This is a genomic window from Pseudomonas sp. P5_A12, assembly GCF_056400685.1.
In genome coordinates, this window is sequence record NZ_JBFUKU010000022.1 from 22,282 (window position 1) to 44,355 (window position 22,074).

The 22,074-nt window shown below is 60.8% G+C and carries 21 protein-coding genes; 13 read left to right on the forward strand and 8 right to left on the reverse strand.

What is annotated here, in order from left to right; all coding sequences use genetic code 11:
* Positions 1 to 320: 320 nt before the first annotated feature.
* Complete coding sequence (locus tag AC1DSG_RS05520; protein WP_477789958.1) at positions 321 to 707, forward strand: DUF6124 family protein; 387 nt, start codon at positions 321 to 323, stop codon at positions 705 to 707.
* A 112-nt stretch (positions 708 to 819) separates the two neighbouring features.
* Here the strand turns inward: AC1DSG_RS05520 and AC1DSG_RS05525 are convergent, their stop codons facing one another.
* The 6 genes from AC1DSG_RS05525 to pilG all read right to left on the reverse strand — a co-directional run bounded on the left by AC1DSG_RS05525 (position 820) and on the right by pilG (position 10,791).
* Positions 820 to 1,275, reverse strand: coding sequence for a chemotaxis protein CheW (locus AC1DSG_RS05525; protein ID WP_477789959.1), 456 nt, complete (start codon positions 1,273 to 1,275; stop codon positions 820 to 822).
* Positions 1,268 to 7,165 (reverse strand): Hpt domain-containing protein, encoded by a 5,898-nt coding sequence (locus AC1DSG_RS05530; protein WP_477789960.1) that lies wholly within the window; start codon positions 7,163 to 7,165, stop codon positions 1,268 to 1,270. Before AC1DSG_RS05530 ends, AC1DSG_RS05525 begins: the two co-directional genes overlap by 8 nt.
* A 49-nt stretch (positions 7,166 to 7,214) precedes the next feature.
* Positions 7,215 to 9,272 carry a methyl-accepting chemotaxis protein gene (locus AC1DSG_RS05535; protein ID WP_477789961.1) on the reverse strand — a complete coding sequence of 686 codons (2,058 nt, stop codon included), beginning with the start codon at positions 9,270 to 9,272 and terminating at the stop codon, positions 7,215 to 7,217.
* A gap of 147 nt (positions 9,273 to 9,419) precedes the next feature.
* Positions 9,420 to 9,953, reverse strand: a complete 534-nt coding sequence (locus AC1DSG_RS05540; protein WP_477789962.1) for a chemotaxis protein CheW — start codon at positions 9,951 to 9,953, stop codon at positions 9,420 to 9,422.
* A gap of 10 nt (positions 9,954 to 9,963) precedes the next feature.
* On the reverse strand, positions 9,964 to 10,329 hold the full coding sequence (gene pilH / locus AC1DSG_RS05545) for a twitching motility response regulator PilH (RefSeq protein WP_060542929.1): 366 nt from the start codon (positions 10,327 to 10,329) through the stop codon (positions 9,964 to 9,966).
* A gap of 57 nt (positions 10,330 to 10,386) precedes the next feature.
* The gene (gene pilG, locus AC1DSG_RS05550) at positions 10,387 to 10,791 is read right to left on the reverse strand and encodes a twitching motility response regulator PilG (RefSeq protein ID WP_477789963.1); all 405 of its coding nucleotides are present in this window, start codon (positions 10,789 to 10,791) and stop codon (positions 10,387 to 10,389) included.
* Between the two features lie 235 nt (positions 10,792 to 11,026).
* On the opposite strand from pilG, the gene gshB reads away from it, so the two are divergent.
* The 7 genes from gshB to AC1DSG_RS05585 all read left to right on the forward strand — a co-directional run bounded on the left by gshB (position 11,027) and on the right by AC1DSG_RS05585 (position 17,161).
* The gene (gshB, locus tag AC1DSG_RS05555) at positions 11,027 to 11,998 is read left to right on the forward strand and encodes a glutathione synthase (RefSeq protein WP_477789964.1); all 972 of its coding nucleotides are present in this window, start codon (positions 11,027 to 11,029) and stop codon (positions 11,996 to 11,998) included.
* 105 nt (positions 11,999 to 12,103) lie between these two features.
* The gene (locus tag AC1DSG_RS05560; protein WP_477789965.1) at positions 12,104 to 13,003 is read left to right on the forward strand and encodes a TonB family protein; all 900 of its coding nucleotides are present in this window, start codon (positions 12,104 to 12,106) and stop codon (positions 13,001 to 13,003) included.
* A 232-nt stretch (positions 13,004 to 13,235) separates the two neighbouring features.
* Entirely contained in the window at positions 13,236 to 13,808 is a 573-nt protein-coding gene (locus tag AC1DSG_RS05565; RefSeq protein ID WP_477789966.1) for a YqgE/AlgH family protein, read from the forward strand.
* Complete coding sequence (ruvX, locus tag AC1DSG_RS05570) at positions 13,808 to 14,245, forward strand: Holliday junction resolvase RuvX (protein WP_003195067.1); 438 nt, start codon at positions 13,808 to 13,810, stop codon at positions 14,243 to 14,245. Before AC1DSG_RS05565 ends, ruvX begins: the two co-directional genes overlap by 1 nt.
* Before the next feature lie 98 nt (positions 14,246 to 14,343).
* A complete protein-coding gene (pyrR, locus tag AC1DSG_RS05575) occupies positions 14,344 to 14,847 on the forward strand; it encodes a bifunctional pyr operon transcriptional regulator/uracil phosphoribosyltransferase PyrR (protein WP_477789967.1) in 504 nt (167 codons plus the stop codon).
* A 26-nt stretch (positions 14,848 to 14,873) separates the two neighbouring features.
* The gene (locus AC1DSG_RS05580; protein WP_477789968.1) at positions 14,874 to 15,893 is read left to right on the forward strand and encodes an aspartate carbamoyltransferase catalytic subunit; all 1,020 of its coding nucleotides are present in this window, start codon (positions 14,874 to 14,876) and stop codon (positions 15,891 to 15,893) included.
* Positions 15,890 to 17,161: a dihydroorotase gene (locus tag AC1DSG_RS05585; RefSeq protein ID WP_477789969.1), complete on the forward strand. Its 1,272-nt coding sequence runs from the start codon at positions 15,890 to 15,892 to the stop codon at positions 17,159 to 17,161. The genes AC1DSG_RS05580 and AC1DSG_RS05585 overlap by 4 nt, the downstream gene beginning before the upstream one ends.
* A 41-nt stretch (positions 17,162 to 17,202) precedes the next feature.
* On the opposite strand, the gene AC1DSG_RS05590 is transcribed toward AC1DSG_RS05585, so the two are convergent.
* Positions 17,203 to 17,622 (reverse strand): NINE protein, encoded by a 420-nt coding sequence (locus AC1DSG_RS05590; RefSeq protein WP_477789970.1) that lies wholly within the window; start codon positions 17,620 to 17,622, stop codon positions 17,203 to 17,205.
* A gap of 250 nt (positions 17,623 to 17,872) precedes the next feature.
* Between AC1DSG_RS05590 and AC1DSG_RS05595 the strand changes: the two genes are divergently transcribed.
* Positions 17,873 to 18,490, forward strand: coding sequence for a C40 family peptidase (locus AC1DSG_RS05595; protein ID WP_477789986.1), 618 nt, complete (start codon positions 17,873 to 17,875; stop codon positions 18,488 to 18,490).
* A 49-nt stretch (positions 18,491 to 18,539) separates the two neighbouring features.
* On the opposite strand, the gene AC1DSG_RS05600 is transcribed toward AC1DSG_RS05595, so the two are convergent.
* Positions 18,540 to 19,574 (reverse strand): type IV pilus twitching motility protein PilT, encoded by a 1,035-nt coding sequence (locus AC1DSG_RS05600; RefSeq protein ID WP_477789971.1) that lies wholly within the window; start codon positions 19,572 to 19,574, stop codon positions 18,540 to 18,542.
* A 57-nt stretch (positions 19,575 to 19,631) separates the two neighbouring features.
* On the opposite strand from AC1DSG_RS05600, the gene AC1DSG_RS05605 reads away from it, so the two are divergent.
* From AC1DSG_RS05605 to AC1DSG_RS05620, 4 genes are read left to right on the forward strand one after another with little or no spacing between them, the layout of a single operon-like run.
* On the forward strand, positions 19,632 to 20,318 hold the full coding sequence (locus AC1DSG_RS05605) for a YggS family pyridoxal phosphate-dependent enzyme (RefSeq protein WP_477789972.1): 687 nt from the start codon (positions 19,632 to 19,634) through the stop codon (positions 20,316 to 20,318).
* Between the two features lie 24 nt (positions 20,319 to 20,342).
* A complete protein-coding gene (proC, locus tag AC1DSG_RS05610) occupies positions 20,343 to 21,161 on the forward strand; it encodes a pyrroline-5-carboxylate reductase (RefSeq protein ID WP_477789973.1) in 819 nt (272 codons plus the stop codon).
* 24 nt (positions 21,162 to 21,185) lie between these two features.
* The gene (locus AC1DSG_RS05615; RefSeq protein WP_477789974.1) at positions 21,186 to 21,773 is read left to right on the forward strand and encodes a YggT family protein; all 588 of its coding nucleotides are present in this window, start codon (positions 21,186 to 21,188) and stop codon (positions 21,771 to 21,773) included.
* On the forward strand, positions 21,773 to 22,063 hold the full coding sequence (locus AC1DSG_RS05620) for a DUF167 domain-containing protein (protein WP_477789975.1): 291 nt from the start codon (positions 21,773 to 21,775) through the stop codon (positions 22,061 to 22,063). The genes AC1DSG_RS05615 and AC1DSG_RS05620 overlap by 1 nt, the downstream gene beginning before the upstream one ends.
* Positions 22,064 to 22,074: the final 11 nt, after the last annotated feature.

A 22,074-nucleotide genomic window follows, 5' to 3' on the forward strand; every position in this document is an offset into this window, starting at 1 on the left:
GAGGCTACACAGTCCGGCGGCGCCGCCTACAGCAATGCCGGAATCCGCTGACTGGTGGGGTTTTGCGCTGAGCTTTATCGTTTGTGGGTCGCTGCCAAATCAGCGACCGGGCCTGGAATCCCGAGGTGTAGAAGGCGCAATAGCGCCCCTCATGACGTATGCTGCGCACCTTTAATGTGTGTACTCCGTTATGGCGGCTGTGCGCGGGAGACCTTCGGGTCTACCGGGTTTTCTCCACCTCGGGTTCCAGCCCGCGTACAGCTGCCACCCCTTCGGCTGGAACCGAGGGAGCAGCTGAAAATCATTACTGGAGATTCACTATGTTCAAAGCCACTCCCAATCCCCCGGAAACCGACACCGGTTCCGACGCATCCCTCGAAGCCGAAAAACTCAAGGAAGCCGCCGACCGCGCCTTCTCCTATTACTTTCCCCCTGCTCGCGACAAACCATCGAAACGCCGTAACAAATCCCAGCTCTTCACTGTATGCCCCGACATCGACGCCGAAGCCCTGCTGGCCAACGCCTCCGAAGACATGCTGTCGATCAGCGCGATTGCTGCCGATCTGGCGGACGATGTGGAAGGCTCACGCCGCTCGGTCGCCTTGGCGATCAGCCGAATGGCGGATGGCGTGCAGTTGTTGGTGGAGCGGGCGCTGGACCATTACGAGGCGTTGCAGATGCAGATGCGCGCTCAGGCCAAGGTTTAGCCGTTAGATTTGTGGTGAATTGAAGGTCGCCATCGCGAGCAAGCTCGCTCCCACATTGGATTTGCGGCGTACACAAAACCTGTGGGAGCGAGCCTGCTCGCGAAGGCGCCAGTCAGACCAACCCGGCACTCACCAGTAACTCCTCAAGCGCCAGTAAGTCCGGCACCTTGGCCACTTGCTCCCCCACCTGCACCGCCGCCTGCTCCAACGAACACAGCGGCACATCGACATAGCTCAACTGACTGTCGAGCTTGCATGACCGGGGGATTCCCTGCACCAGCAATGCAATGAACTTCAACGCGGGCCGACCGCCCAGCGCATTGAGAATCACGATCCGCGCCCGCTCGCCGATCACGACTTTATTGCCGCAGGCCGATTCAAAACTCAGCAATGGAATCTGCCGGTCGCGCCACTTCACCAACCCCAGGTACCACGGTGGCGTATCGAGATCGAACGCCCCCGGCTGATAGTCGATCAGCTCCGCCACCGCGACGTTGGGCAGGATCAGGTTGCGGTCGGCCAAGGGCAGCAACAGGCCGGTGATGTTGCTGGTGCGATGCTCAAGCATGGGTTTTGCTCCAGAGGGCAATGCTTTCGAGCAGCACCGATTCCTGGTACGGCTTGCCGAGGTAATCGTTAACGCCGATGGCCATCGCGCGGTCGCGGTGTTTCTGGCCGGTGCGTGAGGTGATCATGATGATCGGCAGGTGCTGCAAACGCTCGTCGGCACGTACTTGGGTCGCGACTTCGAAGCCGTCCATGCGCGGCATCTCGATGTCCAGCAGCATCAGGTCCGGCAGGTGCTCTTCGAGCAGCAGCATGGCGTCGATCCCGTCCTTGGCGGTCAGCACGTTCATGCCGTGGCGTTCGAGCAAACGACTGGTGACCTTGCGCACGGTCACCGAGTCATCGACCACCATCACCAGCAACGGTTTGTGTGGTTCGACCTCGGCGTCCTGAATCTGCGCCTGTTGCGGCGCAGGCGCCTGCATGGCGCGGATCAGCGCCAGCAAATCAAGAATGAGCACCACCCGGCCATCGCCCAGAATCGTCGCGCCGGACAAGCCCTGCACCGCCGCGAACTGCGGGCCGAGGCTTTTCACCACGATCTCGCGCGTTCCGGCCATGGAATCGACCTGCACGGCAATGTGCCGCTCGTTGCATTGCACCAGCAACACCGGCAACGGCAGGTTTTGGCCCAGTAGTTTCGGGCGGGTGCTGGTTTTCAGCAACTCACCGAGGTAGCACAACTCATAGTCCCGCCCGGCGTACTTGTACCTTGGAGGATCGAGTCGGTAATGCCCTTCAAGTTCGTTGGGCAGCACACGGATGATGCCGTCGATGGTGTTCAGCGGGATCGCATACTGATCTTCAAAGCACTGCACCATCAGTGCGCGGTTGACCGACACGGTGAACGGCAGGCGAATCCGGAAATGCACGCCCTGCCCCGGCACCGAGTCGATGACCATCGTGCCGCCGAGCTGGCGGACTTCTTCATGGACCACATCCATGCCGACGCCCCGTCCGGAAATCTGGGTGATCTTCTCGGCCGTGGAAAACCCCGGTTGCAGGATAAACTGCAGCACGTCGCGATCACTGATGTCGGCATCCGCGGCCAGCAAGCCGCGCTTGATCGCCTTGCGCCGCACCGCGTCCAGCGGCACGCCGGCACCGTCGTCGCGGATGTCGAAAATCATGTCGCCGCCCTCGCGGGACAAGTCGAGTGTGATCCGCCCCTGGGCCGGTTTGCCGGCCGCGATTCGCACTTCGGCCGATTCCAGACCGTGGTCCACGGCGTTGCGCAGCATGTGTTCCAGCGGCGGCGCCATACGCTCGAGCACGTTGCGGTCCATCTCGCCTTCAGCGTTGCCGACGATGAATTCCACGTCCTTGCCCAGTTCGCTGGAGACCTGCCGTACGATGCGCTTCAAACGCGGCAGCACCCGCTCGAACGGCACCATGCGCGTGCGCATCAGGCCTACTTGCAACTCGGTATTGATGCGGCCCTGCTGTAGCAGCAGGTTTTCCGCGTCCTGATTGCGTCGGTCGAGGGTTTCCTTCAGATCCAGCAAGTCAGAGGCCGATTCGAACAGCGCGCGCGACAGTTGTTGCAATTGCGAATGACGGTCCATTTCCAGCGGGTCGAATTCTTCGTAGCCCAAGCGTTCGGCGTCGACTTGCTGGCGGCTGAGTATGCGTCCCTGGGTTTCGGTATCCAGCCGGCGCAATTGGTCGCGCATCCGCTCGATGGTGGTTTCCATCTCGCTCAGGGTGACCTGCGCATCGTTGACCTGCTGCTCGATACGGCCCCGGAAAATTGACGTTTCGCCGGCCAGATTGACCAGGTCGTCGAGCAGTTCCGCCGAGACCTTGACCATGTCGGCGCCCGCTTCCGCTTGTAACGCGGGCGTCTCTGGCTTGGCGGCGGGCGTCACACCGGCCGGCTGGAGTACGGCCGGATGGCTGAAATTCTTGATCGCGTCGATCAGTCGGTCAGCGGGCGGCAATGGCTGCCCTGCGCGGGTCGCATCGAGCATCTGCGCCAATCGGTCGTGACTGTTTTGCAACAACGTGAACAGGGCCGCGCTCGGTTGCAGCGAGCCTGCCGAGAGGCTTTCGTAAAGAAACTCCAGCTCATGGGCAAGGTCGCCAATCGGCACGATTTCGACCATTCGCGCACCGCCCTTGAGCGTGTGCAGGTCACGCAACAGGGTTTCCATTTCTTGTCGGTTCGACGGTTCGGCTTGCCAGCGCACGAGCGCGGCGCCGGAGTTTTCGATGATGTCGAAACCTTCCTCGAGGAAGATCTCCAGCAACTCGGGATCATGCCCCGGCGAATCCTTGACCTGCGCGGGCTCCGCCGCTTCAGTGGCGCTGGCATGGCTCTGACGAAACTCGCGAATCGCCTCGATCAGCTCGCCCGGGTTCCCCAACGGCTGCTGATTCTGCAACTGCTCCAGCAGCACCGCGAGACGGTCATGGCTGTGCTGCAGCAACTGCGCCAGGCTTTCACTGTGGCTGTAACGGCGGTCGACCAAGCCTTCGTACAGGCTTTCCAATTCATGGGCGAGGTCACCGACCGGCTGGACTTCAGCCATCCGCGCCCCACCTTTGAGGGTGTGCAAATCCCGCTGCAAGGATAACAGCGGTGCGGCGTTGTCCGGGTCGCTCAACCAGCGTTGCATCGCGTGGCCGGCGCTTTCGAGGATATCCACCGCTTCTTCGAGGAAGATCGAAACGATTTCGTCATCCAGATCTACCTGGGTCGCCGCTTGCTCCAGTTCAGCGGTGGCGCTGCCCAGCTCGCGGATGCTCAGGGTACGGCTGCCATCACTGCGAATCAGGCCCATGGACGACGGATCAAGGCTTTCATCCAGCAAACCGCGCAAGGCCCGTATGCGTTCCGGTTGCGGGCTGATTTCCTGGCCGGCGGCCAGTTCATCCAGCATGTTGATCAACGCTTCGTGAGCCAGTTGCGCCTCATGAAAAAACCGCTCGCTGACCGCCAGGCTGCTCTCTTCCACCGCGCCGTACAGGTCGAGCAAGGCTTCGCAGAGCGCATCCACCGGATGCAAATCGGCGAGGTGCGCGCCTTCGCCGAGGGTGGTCAGATCATCGAGCAGTGCGGTCAGTTCCTGACGCTCGCCGGGACGCTGCTGCCAGCGCTGCAACAGGCTTTCGGCGTCCAGCAGGATGTCCATGCCTTGGGACAGGAAGTTGTTGATCAGCTGCGGATCGCGCTTGGCTCGCAGCGAGGTATTGGGCGTGCTCGACAGGGTTTGCAGACGCTCGGCGAGTAACGACCGGGTGCGTTCGATCAATGGGCCGGCGCCGCGTATCTGCGCCAACGGATCCGTTTTGAGCTGTCGCAACCCGAGCCGGAACAACCCTTCGGCTTCCAGCAACAACTCGACTTCGTCCAGATCCAGTGCGATCAGGTGCGCCTTGTACTCGCGGGCGAGTTGATCCAGAGCCGTCGCCAGCTCGGCAATCGGCAAGACCCCGGCCATCGAGGCACTGCCCTTGAGCGTGTGCAACGCCCGCTGCAACTCGTCGCTGGCCTGAAGTGGCACATGCTCGGCGGCCTGATCGAGAAAGCGGATGAGGCTGGCCAGATGGGTTTCGGCTTCTTTGCGGAAGATCTCCAGCAACAGCGGGTCAAGGGCTGCCACGTCCTGGGTATCTTCATCGCTGGCCGGCGCATCGCCCTTGGCAAGGGCATGTGCGCGTGCGGCTAACTGGTCGGCATCATTGCGCTGACGCTGGGCATTGTCGGCGTATTCGGCCACCAGTTCCGGCAGTAAATTCAATGTATCCGTCAACAGTTGCTGCACGGTAGCCCCTGGCGCGACGCTGTCCTCCAGCACACGGTTGAGCAAGTTTTCCATCGCCCAGGCCAGCTCGCCCAGCACCAGTGCCCGGACCATCCGGCCACTGCCTTTCAAGGTATGAAAGGATCGGCGCAATTCGCTCAGGGCCGACTTATCGTCGGGGTTGGCCGCCCAGCGCGGCAAGTATTCCTGGAGTATATCCAGGACTTCATCGGTCTCTTCGAGAAAGACTTCGCGCAGTTCATCGTCGACCGGTTCTTCACCGGCGGGGGGCGGCAACAGGCTGTCCGGTGTGGTCAATGCAGGCGGATTGACGGAAGACACGGGACTGGTCAGCACATCGGCCAGCGACTGCACGATCTCGGGGTCATCGAGCTCCTGCATTTCCTGCATGACCTGGGCTTCGCTCGGGCTGAGGACCTCGTCGAGCATTGGCACCTGCCGTTCGCTGGGGAAAAACCCAAGCGACGCCAAACTCTTCTCGGCGACGTCGAGCAGTTGTTCACCCGGCGCTTCCGGATCGTCGCCAAGGCGCTCCAGGTAATACTCGATGCTGGTGACCACGTCGGCCAGGCTGTCCAGCTCCTGCCAATCGGGTTGGTCCGGCTCCAGCAGCAAATGCTCGCGAATGAAGTGATTGCAGGTTTCGATCAGGCTCGCCGCACGGCTCAACGGGATCATCGACAAGGCGCCACGCACCTGAGTCAGCAAGGCCGGCAACGCCTGCAAATGCTGGCGATCCCAGTCGGCATCGATGTAGTCGACGATCATGTCCTTGGCCTGTTGCAGGCAGATGCGCGCCTCACGAATGACGATCTGGTGGATCTGCGTCAGGTCAGTGGTCGGCAGTCGACTTTCTTCCAGACTCTCGGGCTCTACCGTGCCCATCATGCCGGCCAGATTGGCTTCGACGTAGAGCAAGGCGCCCGCGACGTCCATGAGGATCGCGTCGTTGGGTTCGCGCTGGCCCTGAACCAGGCTCAGCACCACCGCCAGTTGATCGATGATGACTTTGCGCGGCTGGCCAAACCCCAGCACCGCCAGAGTGTCGGCGATTTGCCGCAGCGGCGCCAACAGGCTGTCGAGGTCCGAGGTGTGCTGGCGGTCGCTGCGCACGAACAGGTCCAGGCGCTCCTTGACCCGCACCAGCTCTTCACAAAGCGCAGCCAGCACCGAGCGCATGGCATCGCGGTCGGGGCCGGCCAGCCGTGCCCGTTCTTCATCGACCATCGCGCTGTCGGGCAACGCGTCGTCCAGTGAGTAGCGATCTTTCATGGTCAGCATCTGCCCGGTGGGATGATCGGCCTTGGCAATGTAGAACAGCAAACTCTTGAGCAACTCCGGCGGTGCCGGTTTATTGATTGCGTGGATGCCTTGTTCGAGCAAACGCTTGAGTTCATGGTCAGCCTCCTTGAACAGGCTGCGCAGCGCCGGGCTGTTGGCTATCACGCCGGCGCGCATACCTTCGACCAGCGCCGAGGCGACTTGCCACAGCGGACTCAGAGGCGCTTTGGCGCACAGCCCTTCAAGGCGTGAAAAAACCTTCGCCAGATAATCGAGGTGGGTGTGGTCATCCTGCTCCCGCAGCAACCCGACCAGCGCCATCTGCAGCATCTGCCGCAATTTTCCCAGCACATTGTCGAAATCCGCAGGCTCCAGCAGTGCCAGCGCTGCGTTGTCCAACGGTAGCAGCTCTACGAGTTGCGGGCTGAACAGGCTGGTTTCCGAGAGCAGGGTTTCCCCCCGGGCACTGCGCAAATCGTTGAGCAGCGGCAACACCACCAAGGGCAGGTCACGGCGCGCACCCTGCACCCGGTCGAGGTATATCGGCAGCTGCCCGAGGGCTTGCATCAACAGGTGCAGCGCCTCGTCACGGTAGCTGATGCGGTTGTGCTGCAGGGCGCGGGTCAACTGTTCCATCTCTTCGGCGAGCAGGGCCGCACCGTAGAATTCGACCATCTGCAAACTGCCGTGCACCTGATGGATATACGCCTGGCATTCGCTCAAGGCGTACAACGCCTGCGGGTCATCAAGCAGGGTTTCGATAGCTTGATGGGCCAGCTTCAGCGTTTCGGCAATCTCGCCTTTGACCCATTCGAGGGCCACATAGTCGTGCCGATCACCCATAACCACTCCAGTCCCTACGCCAATCAAAAATCATACGCCTGTGGACGGTTCACGCTTTGTCTGCCGCCTGCGCCTTGGCGGCCGGCAAGGTGAAGCCGGACACCGAACGCCGCAGCTGACTGGCCATTTTCGCCAGGTTGCCGATGCTCTCGGCGGTGGCAGTGGAGCCGGACGAGGTCTGCGAGGTGATCTGTTGAATCACGTTCATCGTCAGGGAAATCTGCCCGGCCGAAGAGGTTTGTTGCTGCGCGGCGTTGGAAATACTCTGGATCAACGCGGCGAGGGTCTTCGATACGCCTTCGATTTCTTCCAGGGCCACACCGGCATCCTGCGCCAGACGCGCACCGCGCACCACTTCGGTGGTGGTCTGCTCCATCGAAATCACCGCTTCATTGGTGTCCGTCTGGATCGCCCGCACCAGGGTTTCGATTTGCCGGGTCGCGGCGGACGAGCGTTCGGCCAGGCGCTGGACTTCATCGGCCACCACCGCAAAACCGCGCCCGGCGTCACCGGCCATCGATGCCTGGATGGCCGCGTTGAGCGCGAGGATGTTGGTCTGATCGGCAATGTCATCGATCAGGCTGACAATATCGCCGATTTCCTGAGAGGACTCACCCAGACGCTTGATGCGCTTGGCGGTGTCCTGAATCTGCTCGCGAATGTTGTCCATGCCGTGGATGGTGTTGTGCACCACCTCGTTGCCCTTGTTGGCAATTTCCACCGAGCGCTCGGCCACGGCCGAAGACTCAGCAGCGTTGGCCGACACTTGGTCGATGGACTGGGCCATGTCGTTGATAGCCGTGGAGGCTTCGCAAATCTGCTGCGCCTGATGCTCCGAGGCTTGCGCCAGGTGCATGGCGGTGGCCTGGGTTTCCTGCACGGCGGCAGCCACCTGACCGGCAGTGAGGTTGATGGTCGCGACCAAGTCGCGCAACTGATCCACGGAATAATTGATCGAGTCGGCGATGGTCCCGGTGAAGTCTTCGGTTACCGAGGCGGTAACGGTCAAGTCGCCGTCGGCCAGGTCTTCGATTTCATCCAGAAGTCGCATGATCGCGGTCTGATTGCGTTCGTTTTTCTCGGCGGTTTCCCGAAGCTGGCGGTTGGTTTCGCGAACCATCACCAGGCCGATCAGGATGATCGACATGAGCGCCAGCAGACCCAGCACGTAACCGCCGATGGTGTCGACATTGCGCCCGCCGGCGAGGTTTTCGAAACCGATGGCCAGGTGCGAGGCTTCGTCGAGCAGGGTTTGCGACAGGGTGAAAATGTTGGTGGCTGACTCGCGGACCTTGAACAGTTCGGGCGAGGTTTCGAGGATTTCATCCACCGAACCGGAGACGAATTCGAACAGTTCGGAAATCTCGCTCAACCGGGCGCGGGCATCTCGGTCTTCGACCTGGCTGATCCTCAGCCCCACGTTGCCCTGAAGCATGCCGTTGAGCACCAGGCCGAAACGCGCGGCGTCGCGACCGAAGGCATCGGCGGCCTGCTGCGAGTTTTCGTCACCGGACAGCACGGTGTTCACCGCACCCAAAATACGCTCGGCCAGCAGCGATTGACGCTGGGCCACCGCAACCTGCGCAGCCGGCGCCCCACGTTGCAGGAGGATTTCGACGACTTTCTCGTACTCGACCTGCAACTGCGGCACGGTTTCGGCCAGGGTCGCGGCGACCTGATGCAGCGACAGCACAGTCTGTTCGCTGGAGAGGATCGCGTCGGTGTTTTTCAGCAAGCGCTCCCAATCGGCCTGCACGGCGCGCATTTCCGGGCGCACCGTGGATGGCGCGGGCGGCAGGCCGGTGGCCGGGTCGCCCTTCTTCAGGTAACCCCAACGCAGCGCAAAGTCATTGCGCGCATCGCTGAGCAATTTGAACGCAGCCGCTTTGCCGGCGGCGGCTTCGGTGGCATTTTTGGCGATGCGCTGGGACAGCACGCGCAGCTCACCGGCATGGCCGATGTACTGTTTGTCGTACGTGGCTTGGGTGTTGAGGTAAGCGAAATTGGCGAACAGCAGCATGATGAACACGATGAGCGCGATAAACAGCGCGACGATCTGCGAGCGGCTGCGCGATCCTTCTGGCTTGCCTGTTTTTGCTTTTATCATCGGTCCTCGCCTGTTAACCAACACCCTTTAATGCTTGCCGAAAACCCTGTGGGAGCGAGCCTGCTCGCGATTCAGGCGCCGCGGTGTCTCAGGAACACCGCGTTATCATTCAATCGCGAGCAGGCTCGCTCCCACAAGGGGCCGGGTTTATAGCGCGACATGCATAAAGCTTTGCGACTGCGCCAACGCAAACGGGCTGAACACTTGCCAGATCTGCTCACGCTGGAATCGGCCTTTGACGTACGCCGACATTGGCCCGCCCCACTGATCTGCCGGTTCCAGGCTGTCCTGGGCAAAATGCTGCAAGCCGAAGACTTCGTCGACCAGCAACCCGGCAAACACCTCGTCATGTTCCACCACCAACACCCGCCGCTGCTTGCGCGTCGCCGAGACTTCGTGGCCAAAGAAACCGTACAAGTCCATGATCGGCAACAATCGCCCACGCAGGTTGGCCACCCCTTTGACCCAGGGTTTGACGCCCGGCAACTGGGTGAAACGCGGTTCATGCAGGACTTCGCTGACTTCGCCCATCGGTGCGACATACCAACCCTCGCCCAAGCGAAAACCAATGCCGCTCCAACTGTCCTGCCGGGTCGGCTGCGACGGCAAATCCGCCGCCAGCAGACGGCAGCGCTGGTCGATCTGCAGCAGCAGTTCGAAAGCCGTCAGCGACTCGCTCATGGTCGGACGATCAACCGGCCAACACGTTGTTCAGGGTTTTGATCAGGGTCTCTTCATCGACCGGCTTGGTCAGGTAATCCCTGGCGCCCTGGCGGGTGCCCCAGACCTTGTCGGTTTCCTGATCCTTGGTGGTGATGATGATCACCGGGATGTGCCCGGTGTCCGGGTCTTTGGTCAGCTGGCGAGTCGCCTGAAAACCGTTGAGGCCGGGCATGACGATGTCCATCAACACGGCGTCGGGTTTTTCCTGACGGGCCAGGGCCACGCCGTCGGCACCGTTTTCGGCTTTCAACACTTCGTGACCGTGCTTTTCCAGCATGCCGGTCAGTTTGTACATTTCGGTCGGCGAATCATCGACGATCAGAATACGTGCCATGGTCTTCCCCATTCTTGTCGACGCCGGGCCCGCTGGCCGAGCATCACTGTGCGTGTCCTACTGCGGCAAAACGGCGGCGAAGCCCGGAACATGGGCCTGGATCGCGTTCAGCAGTTCTTCCTTGCTGAAAGGCTTGGTCAAAAACTGATCGGAGCCGACGATGCGCCCCTTGGCCTTGTCGAACAGCCCGTCCTTGGACGACAGCATAATCACTGGCGTGGACTTGAACGCACTGTTGTTCTTGATCAAAGCGCAGGTCTGATAGCCATCCAGACGCGGCATCATGATGTCGACAAAGATAATGCCGGGATGATTATCGGCAATCTTGGCCAGCGCATCGAAACCATCGATGGCCGTAATGACTTCACAACCCACATTCTTCAACAGCGTTTCGGCGGTGCGACGAATCGTCTTCGAATCGTCGATCACCATGACCTTCAAGGCGTTGGAATGCTGATCCATAAATGCTCTACCGTCGCCTTTGCGAATCAAATTGTCCGTTTTCCGGTTACCGGTGGCTCGAAACCCTTGATGTTCAAGGGCCCGCCCGACATGGCAGCCTTTTTAGCACAGTCTCCAAATGCAATCTATCGGCCGGCCTGTGCGGTGGTTTTTCCTTGACCGGGAACACACTCAGCGCCACTCTGACGCCACTTTTTCATGTCCATTCGGACCACCCATTTTCGAGGAAAAACCCATGAGCGTTCGCGTCGGGATTGTCATGGATCCTATTGCCAATATTTCCTATAAAAAGGATAGCTCGCTGGCCATGCTGCTGGCTGCGCAGAAGCGCGGCTGGGAACTTTTCTATATGGAACAGCGCGATTTGTATCAGGGCGAAGGTGAAGCACGGGCGCGGATGCGGCCGCTGAAGGTATTCGCCAACCCGGAAAAATGGTTCGAACTGGGCGACGAAAGCGACGCGTTGCTGAGCGATCTCGACGTGATCCTGATGCGCAAGGATCCGCCGTTCGACATGGAATTCGTTTACTCCACCTACCTGCTGGAGCAAGCCGAACGCGCTGGCGTGTTGGTGGTCAACAAGCCGCAAAGCCTGCGTGACTGCAACGAAAAGCTGTTCGCCACGCTGTTCCCGCAGTGCACGCCGCCGACCGTGGTCAGCCGCCGCGCCGATGTACTGCGCGAATTCGCCGCCAGGCACGGCGACGTCATCCTCAAGCCGCTGGACGGCATGGGCGGCACCTCGATTTTCCGTCACCGTGCCGGCGACCCTAACCTGTCGGTGATTCTGGAAACCCTGACCGCGCTGGGCACCCAGCAGATCATGGGTCAGGCGTACTTGCCGGCGATCAAGGATGGCGACAAGCGCATCCTGATGATCGATGGCGAGCCGGTCGATTACTGCCTGGCGCGCATTCCCGCCGCCGGTGAAACCCGTGGCAACCTTGCTGCCGGGGGGCGTGGGGAAGCCCGTCCATTGACCGACAAGGATCGCTGGATCGCCGCGCAAGTCGGCCCGACCCTGCGTGAAAAAGGCCTGTTATTTGTAGGCCTGGACGTGATCGGCGAACACCTGACCGAAATCAACGTCACCAGCCCCACCTGCATACGTGAAATCGACAACGCCTTTGGCACCGACATTGGCGGCCTGCTGATGGAAGCCATTGAGAAGAAGCTGCAAGCTGCAAGCATCAAGCCCCAAGCTTGAAGCACGCGGCATACTGCTTGTCGCTTGAAGCTTGCGGCTTGAAGCTAAAAACCAACATTGCGCTATCATGCCGAGCCCATAAAAACGCGATGTTGGTTTTTTGCCATGACTCTTCCGTCCGATCTTCCCGCTGAACTCGCCCATCGTGGCGTGCGCCCGGCTGATCGCCTCGGATTTACCCTGTTTCTTGCAGCGTTGATTCACCTGGCTTTGCTATTGGGCGTCGGCTTTACGATGGTCGAGCCCCAACAGATCAGCAAAACCCTGGAAATCACCCTCGCCACCTTCAAAAGCGAAAAGAAGCCCGAAAAAGCCGATTTCCTTGCCCAGGAAAATCAGCAGGGCAGCGGCACCCTGGATAAAAAGGCCATCCCCAAGACCACCGAGGTCGCGCCGTTCCAGGACACCAAGGTGCAAAAGGTCACGCCACCGCCCGCCGCCAAGCCTGAAGTTCAGGAAGCCGCGCCCAAGGCTGCCGTGACCACCGTCGCCCCCAAGCCGAAAAAAGCGGCGGCCAAGAACGAAGAGGTCAAACCGCACGTCAAACCCGCGGTGGCTGCACCGACGTTCGACAGTTCCCAGCTGTCCAGCGACATCGCCAGCCTCGAAGCGGAACTGGCCAACGAACAACAGTTGTACGCCAAACGCCCGCGCATCCACCGCTTGAGCGCGGCCTCGACCATGCGCGATAAAGGTGCCTGGTATAAGGACGAATGGCGCAAGAAAGTCGAGCGCATCGGCAACCTCAATTACCCCGACGAAGCCCGACGCAAACAGATTTACGGCAATTTGCGCCTGATGGTTTCGATCAACAGCGATGGCTCACTGTATGAAGTGCTAGTGCTGGAGTCGTCCGGGCAACCGCTGCTGGATCAGGCGGCGCAGCGGATTGTCAGACTCGCGGCACCGTTTGCGCCGTTTACCGGCGATCTTTCGGACATCGACCGCCTGGAAATCATCCGCACGTGGRAGTTTGCGCGCGGGGACAGACTTTCGAGTAATTAGGGGCCACGCAGTCTGTGTAGCAGCTGGCGAAGCCTGCGTTCGAGGACGCAGTCCTCGCAAACCCGCGAAACAAGGTCATCCTGAAGAAATGATGTATGGTCATTTACGACTGCTTCGCCCGAGCGCGGACCGGCCGACGCAGGCTTCGCCAGCTGCTTACAGGGATGTACGACACCATTTCCTGTGCATCCCCGGCTTGTCAGTTCGCCCCTCCAACGCCACACTATCGCTCATGAAGAACGTCAGCCCCAGCTACCTCAAGCATCACTTCCTGATCGCCATGCCTCACATGGCCGACCCGAACTTTGCGCACACCTTGACCTACATCGTCGAGCACACGGCCAATGGTGCCATGGGGCTGGTGATCAACCGCCCGCAAGACCTGAATCTGGCCGAGATCCTCGAGCAACTGCGCCCGGACATCGAGCCGCCAGCGCTGTGCCGGCATGTGCCGATTTTCATCGGCGGCCCGGTACAGACGGATCGCGGCTTTGTTCTGCATCCCAAGGGCCAGAACTATCAGGCGACCGTTGATCTGGAAGACGAACTGTCCCTGTCCACCTCGCAGGACGTGCTGTTCGCCATCGCCGACGGTGTGGGCCCGGCGAAAAGCCTGATCGCCTTGGGTTACGCTGGCTGGGAAGCCGGACAGCTGGATGCCGAACTGGCCCAGAACGCCTGGCTGACCTGCCCGTTCGACGCCGACATCCTGTTCAACACCAGCAGCGAATTGCGCCTGGAAGCGGCGGCCAAGCATTTGGGCGTCAACCTCAGTTTGCTCACCAGCCAGGCGGGGCACGCCTGATGGCCCTGCGCTTGATATTAGGTTTCGACTACGGCACAAAACAGATCGGCGTCGCGGTCGGCCAGGTGATTACCGGCCAGGCCCGCGAGCTGTGCACCTTGAAGGCCCAGAACGGCGTTCCCGACTGGAATCAGGTCGAAGCCCTGATTAAAGAGTGGAAACCCGATGCGGTGGTGGTCGGCCTGCCCTTGAACATGGACGGCACCCCGAGCGACATGTGCCTGCGCGCGGAAAAATTCGCCCGCCGCCTGAACGGTCGCTACAACCTGCCCTTCTATACCCACGATGAACGCCTGACCACGTTTGAAGCCAAAGGCGAGCGACGTGATCGCGGCGGGCAAAAAGGCAGTTACCGCGACAACCCGGTGGACGCCATCGCTGCCGCCCTGCTGCTGCAAGGCTGGCTCGACGAAAACACCGCACTGTTCGAGTCCTGAAGCAACGAATCCTCAAGAGCCGCTGACAGCGACTCTTTATAGCGACAACCCGAGCCCCCCCTCAAGCAGCATCGGCTCGGGCCCAAGAAGGAGCAACCATGAGCCTGCCCAATCCCGCCGAACTGATCAGCCAGATGGCGATCCGGCTTGACGCCCACCTGGCCAAACGAGGCATCAGCGAACCGCGTTACATCGGTATCCGTACCGGCGGTGTCTGGGTCGCCCAGGCCTTGCTCGAAGAACTGGGCAGCGACTCGCCGCTCGGCACCCTGGACGTTTCCTTCTACCGCGACGATTTCAGCCAGAGCGGCTTGCACCCGCAGGTTCGCCCGTCTGCGCTACCGTTCGAAATCGAAGGCCAGCACCTGGTGCTGATTGACGACGTGCTCATGAGCGGCCGGACCATCCGCGCGGCCCTGAACGAACTTTTCGACTACGGCCGCCCGGCCAGCGTAACGCTGGTCTGCCTGCTGGACCTGGACGCCGGCGAGTTGCCGATCCGCCCGAACGTGGTGGGCGCGACGCTGTCGCTGGCAGCCCACGAGCGGGTGAAACTGTCCGGCCCCGAGCTCAAGCTTGAACTGCAAGACCTCGCCCTTTAATCCGCCCTATTGAGAGTCCCCTCGCGATGACGCCTCTAGATACCAAGCGCCCGCTGCAGCTCAATGATCAGGGCCAGCTGCGCCACTTCCTCTCCCTCGACGGTTTGCGCCGCGAGCTGCTGACGGAAATCCTCGACACCGCCGACTCGTTCCTCGAAGTCGGCGCCCGGGCGGTGAAGAAAGTCCCGTTGTTGCGCGGCAAGACCGTGTGCAACGTGTTCTTCGAAAACTCCACCCGCACCCGCACCACTTTCGAACTGGCGGCCCAACGGCTGTCGGCAGACGTGATCACCCTGAACGTGTCGACCTCTTCGGCCAGCAAGGGCGAAACCCTGCTCGACACCTTGCGCAACCTGGAAGCCATGGCCGCCGACATGTTCGTCGTGCGCCACGGTGACTCCGGTGCCGCGCACTTCATCGCCGAGCATGTGTGCCCGCAAGTGGCAATCATCAACGGCGGCGACGGCCGTCACGCGCACCCGACGCAGGGCATGCTCGACATGCTCACCATTCGTCGACACAAGGGCGGTTTCGAAAACCTCTCGGTGGCCATCGTCGGCGACATCTTGCATTCGCGGGTGGCGCGCTCGAACATGCTGGCGCTGAAAACCCTCGGTTGCCCGGACATCCGCGTGATCGCACCGAAAACCCTGCTGCCGATCGGCATCGAGCAATACGGCGTGAAGGTTTACACCGACATGGCCGAAGGCCTGAAAGATGTAGACGTGGTGATCATGCTGCGCCTGCAACGCGAGCGCATGGCCGGCGGCCTGCTGCCGAGCGAGGGCGAGTTCTACCGCCTGTTCGGCCTGACCACCGCCCGCCTGGCCGGGGCCAAGCCGGATTGCATCGTCATGCACCCAGGGCCGATCAACCGCGGGGTGGAGATCGAGTCGGCGGTGGCCGACGGTCCGCACTCGGTGATCCTCAACCAGGTCACCTACGGTATTGCGATTCGTATGGCCGTGCTGTCCATGGCCATGAGCGGGCAGACTGCGCAACGTCAATTCGAGCAAGGCCAATTCGAGCAGGAGAACGCCCAGTGAAGCTCAGTATTCTCGGCGCCCGCGTGATCGATCCAGCCACTGGCCTGGATAAAGTGACTGACATCCACATTGAAGCCTGCAAGATCGTCGCCCTGGGCGCCGCTCCAGCCGGTTTTGTCGCCGTCGACACCCTCGACGCCCAAGGCCTGGTGGCCGCCCCCGGGCTGGTTGACCTGAACGTCGCCCTGCGCGAGCCGGGTTACAGCCGCAAAGGCTCGATCGCCAGCGAAACCCGCGCGGCGGCGGCCGGCGGCGTGACCAGCCTGTGCTGCCCGCCGAAAACCAAACCGGTGCTGGACACCTCGGCCGTGGCCGAACTGATCCTCGACCGCGCCCGCGAAGCCGGCAACACCAAAGTCTTCCCGATTGGCGCCCTGAGCAAAGGCCTGGACGGCGAACAGCTGGCTGAACTGGTCGCGTTGCGCGATGCCGGCTGCGTGGCCTTCGGCAACGGTCTGGAGAGCTTCCGCAACACCCGCACCCTGTGCCGGGCGCTGGAATACGCGGCAACGTTCGACCTGACGGTGATTTTCAACTCGCAGGACCATGATCTGGCCGAAGGTGGTTTAGCCCACGAAGGCCCGACTGCCAGTTTCCTTGGCTTGCCGGGCATTCCCGAAACCGCTGAAACCGTGGCCCTGGCCCGAGACCTGTTGCTGGTCGAGCAGAGCGGCGTGCGCGCGCACTTCAGCCAACTCACCAGCGCTCGCGGCGTGGCCCTGATCGCCCAGGCCCAGGCCCGTGGGCTGCCGGTGACCGCCGATGTGGCGTTGTACCAGCTGATCCTGACCGATGAAGCCTTGATCGACTTCAGCAGCCTCTATCACGTACAGCCGCCGCTGCGCACCCGCGCMGACCGCGACGGCCTGCGTGCGGCGGTGAAATCAGGCGTGATTTCGGCCATTTCCAGCCATCACCAGCCGCATGAGCGTGACGCCAAACTGGCGCCGTTCGGTGCGACGGAGCCTGGCATCAGCAGTGTTGAACTGCTGCTACCGCTGGCGATGACGCTGGTGGAGGATGGTTTACTGGATCTGCCGACGTTGCTGGCGCGGTTGAGTGCAGGGCCTGCCGAGGCGCTGCGCTTGCCGGCCGGCAAGCTGGAGGTGGGTGGACCGGCGGACATCGTGCTGTTCGACACTGCCGCTTCAACCGTGGCCGGTGAGAACTGGCGGTCCAAAGGTGAGAACTGCCCGTTTATAGGACATACCCTGCCGGGTGTGGTGCGTTACACCCTGGTGGATGGGCGGATCAGCCACCAGGCTTGAGACCGCATTGATCGTTCCCACGCTCTGCGTGGGAACGATCATTAACGGCTCTGGGCGTTACGCACGGAAACCTGGTCATTCAGCGTCCAGAAGTCATACAACACCCCAACAAAGAACAACCCGCCCGTCACCAGGTACAGCAACCCGCTGATCCACTTCCCCTGATACATTCGGTGTACGCCGAATACCCCGAGAAACGTCAGCAGAATCCACGCCACGTTGTACTCGATAGGCCCTGCGGTGAACCGAAAGTCAGCTTCACGGTCCATAGCCGGGATCAGAAACAGGTCGATCAGCCAGCCAATCCCCAACAAACCGAAGGTGAAGAACCAGATCGTCCCGGTCACCGGCTTGCCGTAATAGAAGCGGTGAGCACCGGTAAAACCGAAAATCCACAGCAGATAACCAATCACTTTGCTGTGCGTATCGTGATGTGCGGCGGACTGTTGATAGCTGTTCATTAAGGACCTCGACTCACACGATAGATAAATATTCTTTAAATCTTTGTGACTTTTTTACAGGCTGCCGACGTATGGCAAATGCCACCGTCCCTCCCGTCAAAGCCTTATAGCACCTGACTTCTGTCCGACAATTGCGGCAATCTGCCGCTTGTTTGGTTCCATTGGCCACCATGTTGAATCGACCAACGGCCTCGGAAGGGCTAAAAAAGCTGTTATAAAGTTGCGCGTTCATACATACGAGCCCTGCCTAATGCGTCCATTTTTCAAGACATGGCTAACCATTTGCCTTTTGATGCCACTGGCCGCCCACGCCACCAATCGTGAGCAACGTCTTCCAAACGTTAATGGTTACACCCCGAAATCCCATGTTTCTGCTCCTTCGAGCAAAAACAAACAAACTGCTAAAAAATCGATCCAGCTGAGCGACAACAGCAAACTTGTTCCGCCAATGGCGAGCAAGGAAAGCAGCAACGTGTTGAGTCGCGCCGTAAACGTCCTCGGTACTCCGTATCGTTGGGGCGGCAGTAGCCCAAGTAAAGGGTTCGACTGCAGTGGCCTGGTGAAATACGCGTTTAACGACGCCACGTTTGACCTGCCGCGCACCTCCAACGCCATGGCCCAAGGTCATGGCGAGGAAGTGGATCGCGAGGACCTGAAGCCGGGCGACCTGATTTTCTTCAAGCTCAAGAGCCGTCGAGTCAATCACGTTGCCATCTACATGGGCAACGACCGCTTCATCCACGCACCACGCCGTGGCAAGTCGGTGAGCATCGATACGCTGAAGAAACCGTATTGGGAAAAGCACTACGTGGTTGCCAAGCGCGTTCTGCCTAAAGAGCAGAACCAGATGCGCGTCGTTCAGCGTTGATGCGACACCGATCGTTCCCACGCTCCGCGTGGGAACGATCAACTTCCTCTCAGAAGTTATCCGGCGACCGCGCCTTCTCCCGCGCATGCTCGCGACTGATCAAGCCCTTGGTCACCAACTCCTTCAAGCACATATCCAGCGTCTGCATTCCCAGGTTCCCGCCGGTCTGAATCGACGAGTACATCTGCGCGACCTTGTCTTCGCGGATCAGGTTACGAATCGCTGATGTCCCGAGCATGATCTCGTGCGCTGCAATCCGACCGCCGCCGATCTTCTTCACCAGTGTCTGCGACACCACCGCCAGTAACGACTCGGACAGCATCGAACGCACCATCGACTTCTCATCCCCCGGAAACACATCCACCACCCTGTCGATGGTTTTCGCCGCTGACGTGGTGTGCAGCGTGCCGAACACCAGGTGCCCGGTCTCGGCGGCGGTCAGCGCCAGGCGAATGGTCTCCAGGTCACGCATCTCCCCCACCAGGATCACGTCCGGGTCCTCGCGCAGCGCCGAGCGCAAGGCAGTCGCAAAGCTGCGTGTATCACGATGCACTTCGCGCTGGTTGATCAGGCATTTGCGCGATTCGTGGACGAACTCGATCGGGTCTTCAATGGTGAGGATGTGGTGATGGCGATGGTTGTTCAGGTAATCGATCATTGCTGCCAGGGTGGTGGACTTGCCGGAACCGGTCGGGCCGGTCACCAGCACCAGCCCGCGTGGCGCGTCGGTAATCTTGCGAAACACCTCGCCCATGCCGAGGTCGTCCATGCTCAGGACCTTCGATGGAATGGTGCGGAACACGGCGCCTGCGCCACGATTCTGGTTAAAGGCGTTAACCCGGAAACGCGCCACACCGGGCACTTCAAAGGAGAAGTCGGTTTCCAGGTGTTTCTCGAAGTCCACCCGCTGGGTGTCGTTCATGATGTCGTAGATCAGCGCTTGCACCTGTTTGTGGTCCAGAGCCGGCACGTTGATGCGTCGCACATCGCCGTCGACGCGGATCATCGGGGGCAGGCCGGCGGACAAGTGCAAGTCGGACGCGCCCTGTTTAGCGCTGAATGCCAGCAGCTCAGTGATATCCATAGCGCCCCTCAATTCCAGTAGAATGCCGCGAACCTTCAGACCGCTGGCGCACATTGAATGTCCACGATAGCAGACAACATTGCTCAGGTAAGTTCACGCATCCGTGCCGCCGCCCTGGCCGCTCAGCGCGATGAGCACAGCGTTCAGCTGCTGGCCGTGAGCAAGACCAAACCCGCCGAGGCCCTGCGTGAAGCGTACGCCGCCGGCTTGCGTGACTTTGGCGAGAACTACCTGCAGGAGGCCTTGGGCAAACAACTCGAATTGGCCGACCTGCCCTTGATCTGGCACTTCATTGGCCCCATTCAATCGAACAAGACTCGCGCTATCGCCGAGCACTTCGCCTGGGTGCATTCCGTGGATCGTTTGAAAATCGCACAACGCCTGTCCGAACAACGACCAGTCGATTTGCCGCCCCTGAACATCTGCATCCAGGTCAACGTCAGCGGTGAAGCCAGCAAATCCGGCTGCACCCCGGCCGACCTGCCGGCCCTGGCCAAGGCCATCAGCGAATTGCCGCGCCTTGAGTTGCGTGGCCTGATGGCGATTCCCGAGCCAACGGATGATCGCGCCGAACAGGATGCCGCTTTTGCTGCCGTGCAAAGCCTGCAAGCCAGCCTGAACCTGCCGCTAGACACACTTTCCATGGGCATGAGCCATGACCTTGAGTCGGCTATTGCTCAAGGTGCCACTTGGGTCCGTATTGGTACGGCCTTGTTTGGTGCCCGTGATTACGGACAGCCTTGACCACTTTTTTTCTAAGGACCTGACATGAGCAAAACTCGTATTGCCTTTATCGGTGCCGGCAACATGGCCGCCAGCCTGATCGGCGGCCTGCGCGCCAAAGGTCTGGACGCTTCGCAAATCCGCGCCAGCGATCCGGGTGTTGAAACCCGCACCAAGGTGGCTGCCGAACACGGCATCGAAGTCTTCGCCGACAACGCCGACGCCATCCAGGATGCCGACGTCGTCGTATTGGCGGTCAAACCCCAGGCGATGAAAGCCGTGTGCGAAGCGATTCGCCCGAGCCTGAAGCCGCATCAACTGGTGGTCTCGATTGCCGCCGGCATCACCTGCGCCAGCATGAACAACTGGCTCGGCGCCCAGCCGATCGTGCGCTGCATGCCCAACACCCCAGCGCTGCTGCGTCAGGGCGTAAGCGGCCTGTTCGCCACCGCTGAAGTGAACGCCGAGCAGCGCCAACAGGCGCAAGAACTGCTGTCCGCCGTGGGCCTCGCATTTTGGCTGACAGAAGAGCAGCAACTGGACGCTGTCACCGCCGTTTCGGGCAGCGGCCCGGCATACTTCTTCCTGCTGATCGAAGCCATGACCGCCGCTGGCGTGAAACTTGGCCTGCCGGCGGACATCGCCGCACAACTGACCCTGCAAACCGCACTGGGCGCCGCGCACATGGCGGTCGCCAGCGATGTCGATGCCGCCGAACTGCGTCGTCGTGTAACTTCGCCTGCGGGCACCACGGAAGCCGCGATCAAGTCGTTCCAGGCCGGAGGCTTCGAAGCCCTGGTCGAAACAGCACTCGGCGCCGCCGCGCATCGCTCGGCCGAGATGGCTGAGCAACTCGGTCGCTAATCAGCTTTTACAAAGGAATCAAAGATGCTCGGACTCAATGACGCTGCCGTTTTCATCATTAAAACCCTTGGCAGCCTGTACCTGCTGATCGTACTGATGCGTTTCATCCTGCAACTGGTTCGGGCAAATTTTTACAACCCGCTCTGCCAGTTCATCGTCAAAGCTACACAACCACTGCTCAAGCCACTGCGCCGGGTCATCCCGAGCATGTTCGGGCTGGACATGTCGTCGCTGGTACTGGCGCTGATCGTGCAGATGGTACTGATCGCCGTGATCCTGGCGCTCAAAGGCTTCATGGTCGACTGGCTACTGTTGGTGCCTTGGGCCCTGATCGCGCTGTTCTCGCTGTTTTTGAACATTCTGTTCTACGCAATGATCATCAGCGTGATTCTGTCCTGGGTCGCCCCGGGCAGCCACAACCCGGGCGCCGAGCTTGTCGCGCAGATTACTGAACCGGTTCTCGCGCCGTTCCGCCGGATCATCCCGAATGTGGGCGGTCTCGACATTTCGCCGATCTTCGCATTCATCGTGATCCAGTTGCTGCAAAGCTGGCTGATCCCGCGCCTTGCGTACTTCGCCTTCATGCCGCAAGGGCTGCTCGGCCTGATCTGATGAGTTACTTTCGCTGGGACGGTGACGACCTGATTCTGGAGTGTCACCTGCAACCGGCGGCCCGCAACGATGATTTCTGCGGGCTGCACGGGGATCGCCTGAAGATCCGCCTGACCGCGCCGCCGGTTGAAGGCAAGGCCAATGCGTATCTGATGGCATTCCTGGCCAAGGCCTTTGGGGTATCCAAGAGCCAGGTCAGTTTGATCAGCGGTGAGTTGAACCGGCAGAAACGGGTGCGGATCTGTTCGCCGAAGAAGCTGCCTGAATTACCCGGATTGACCCTACCTTGATCGTTCCCACG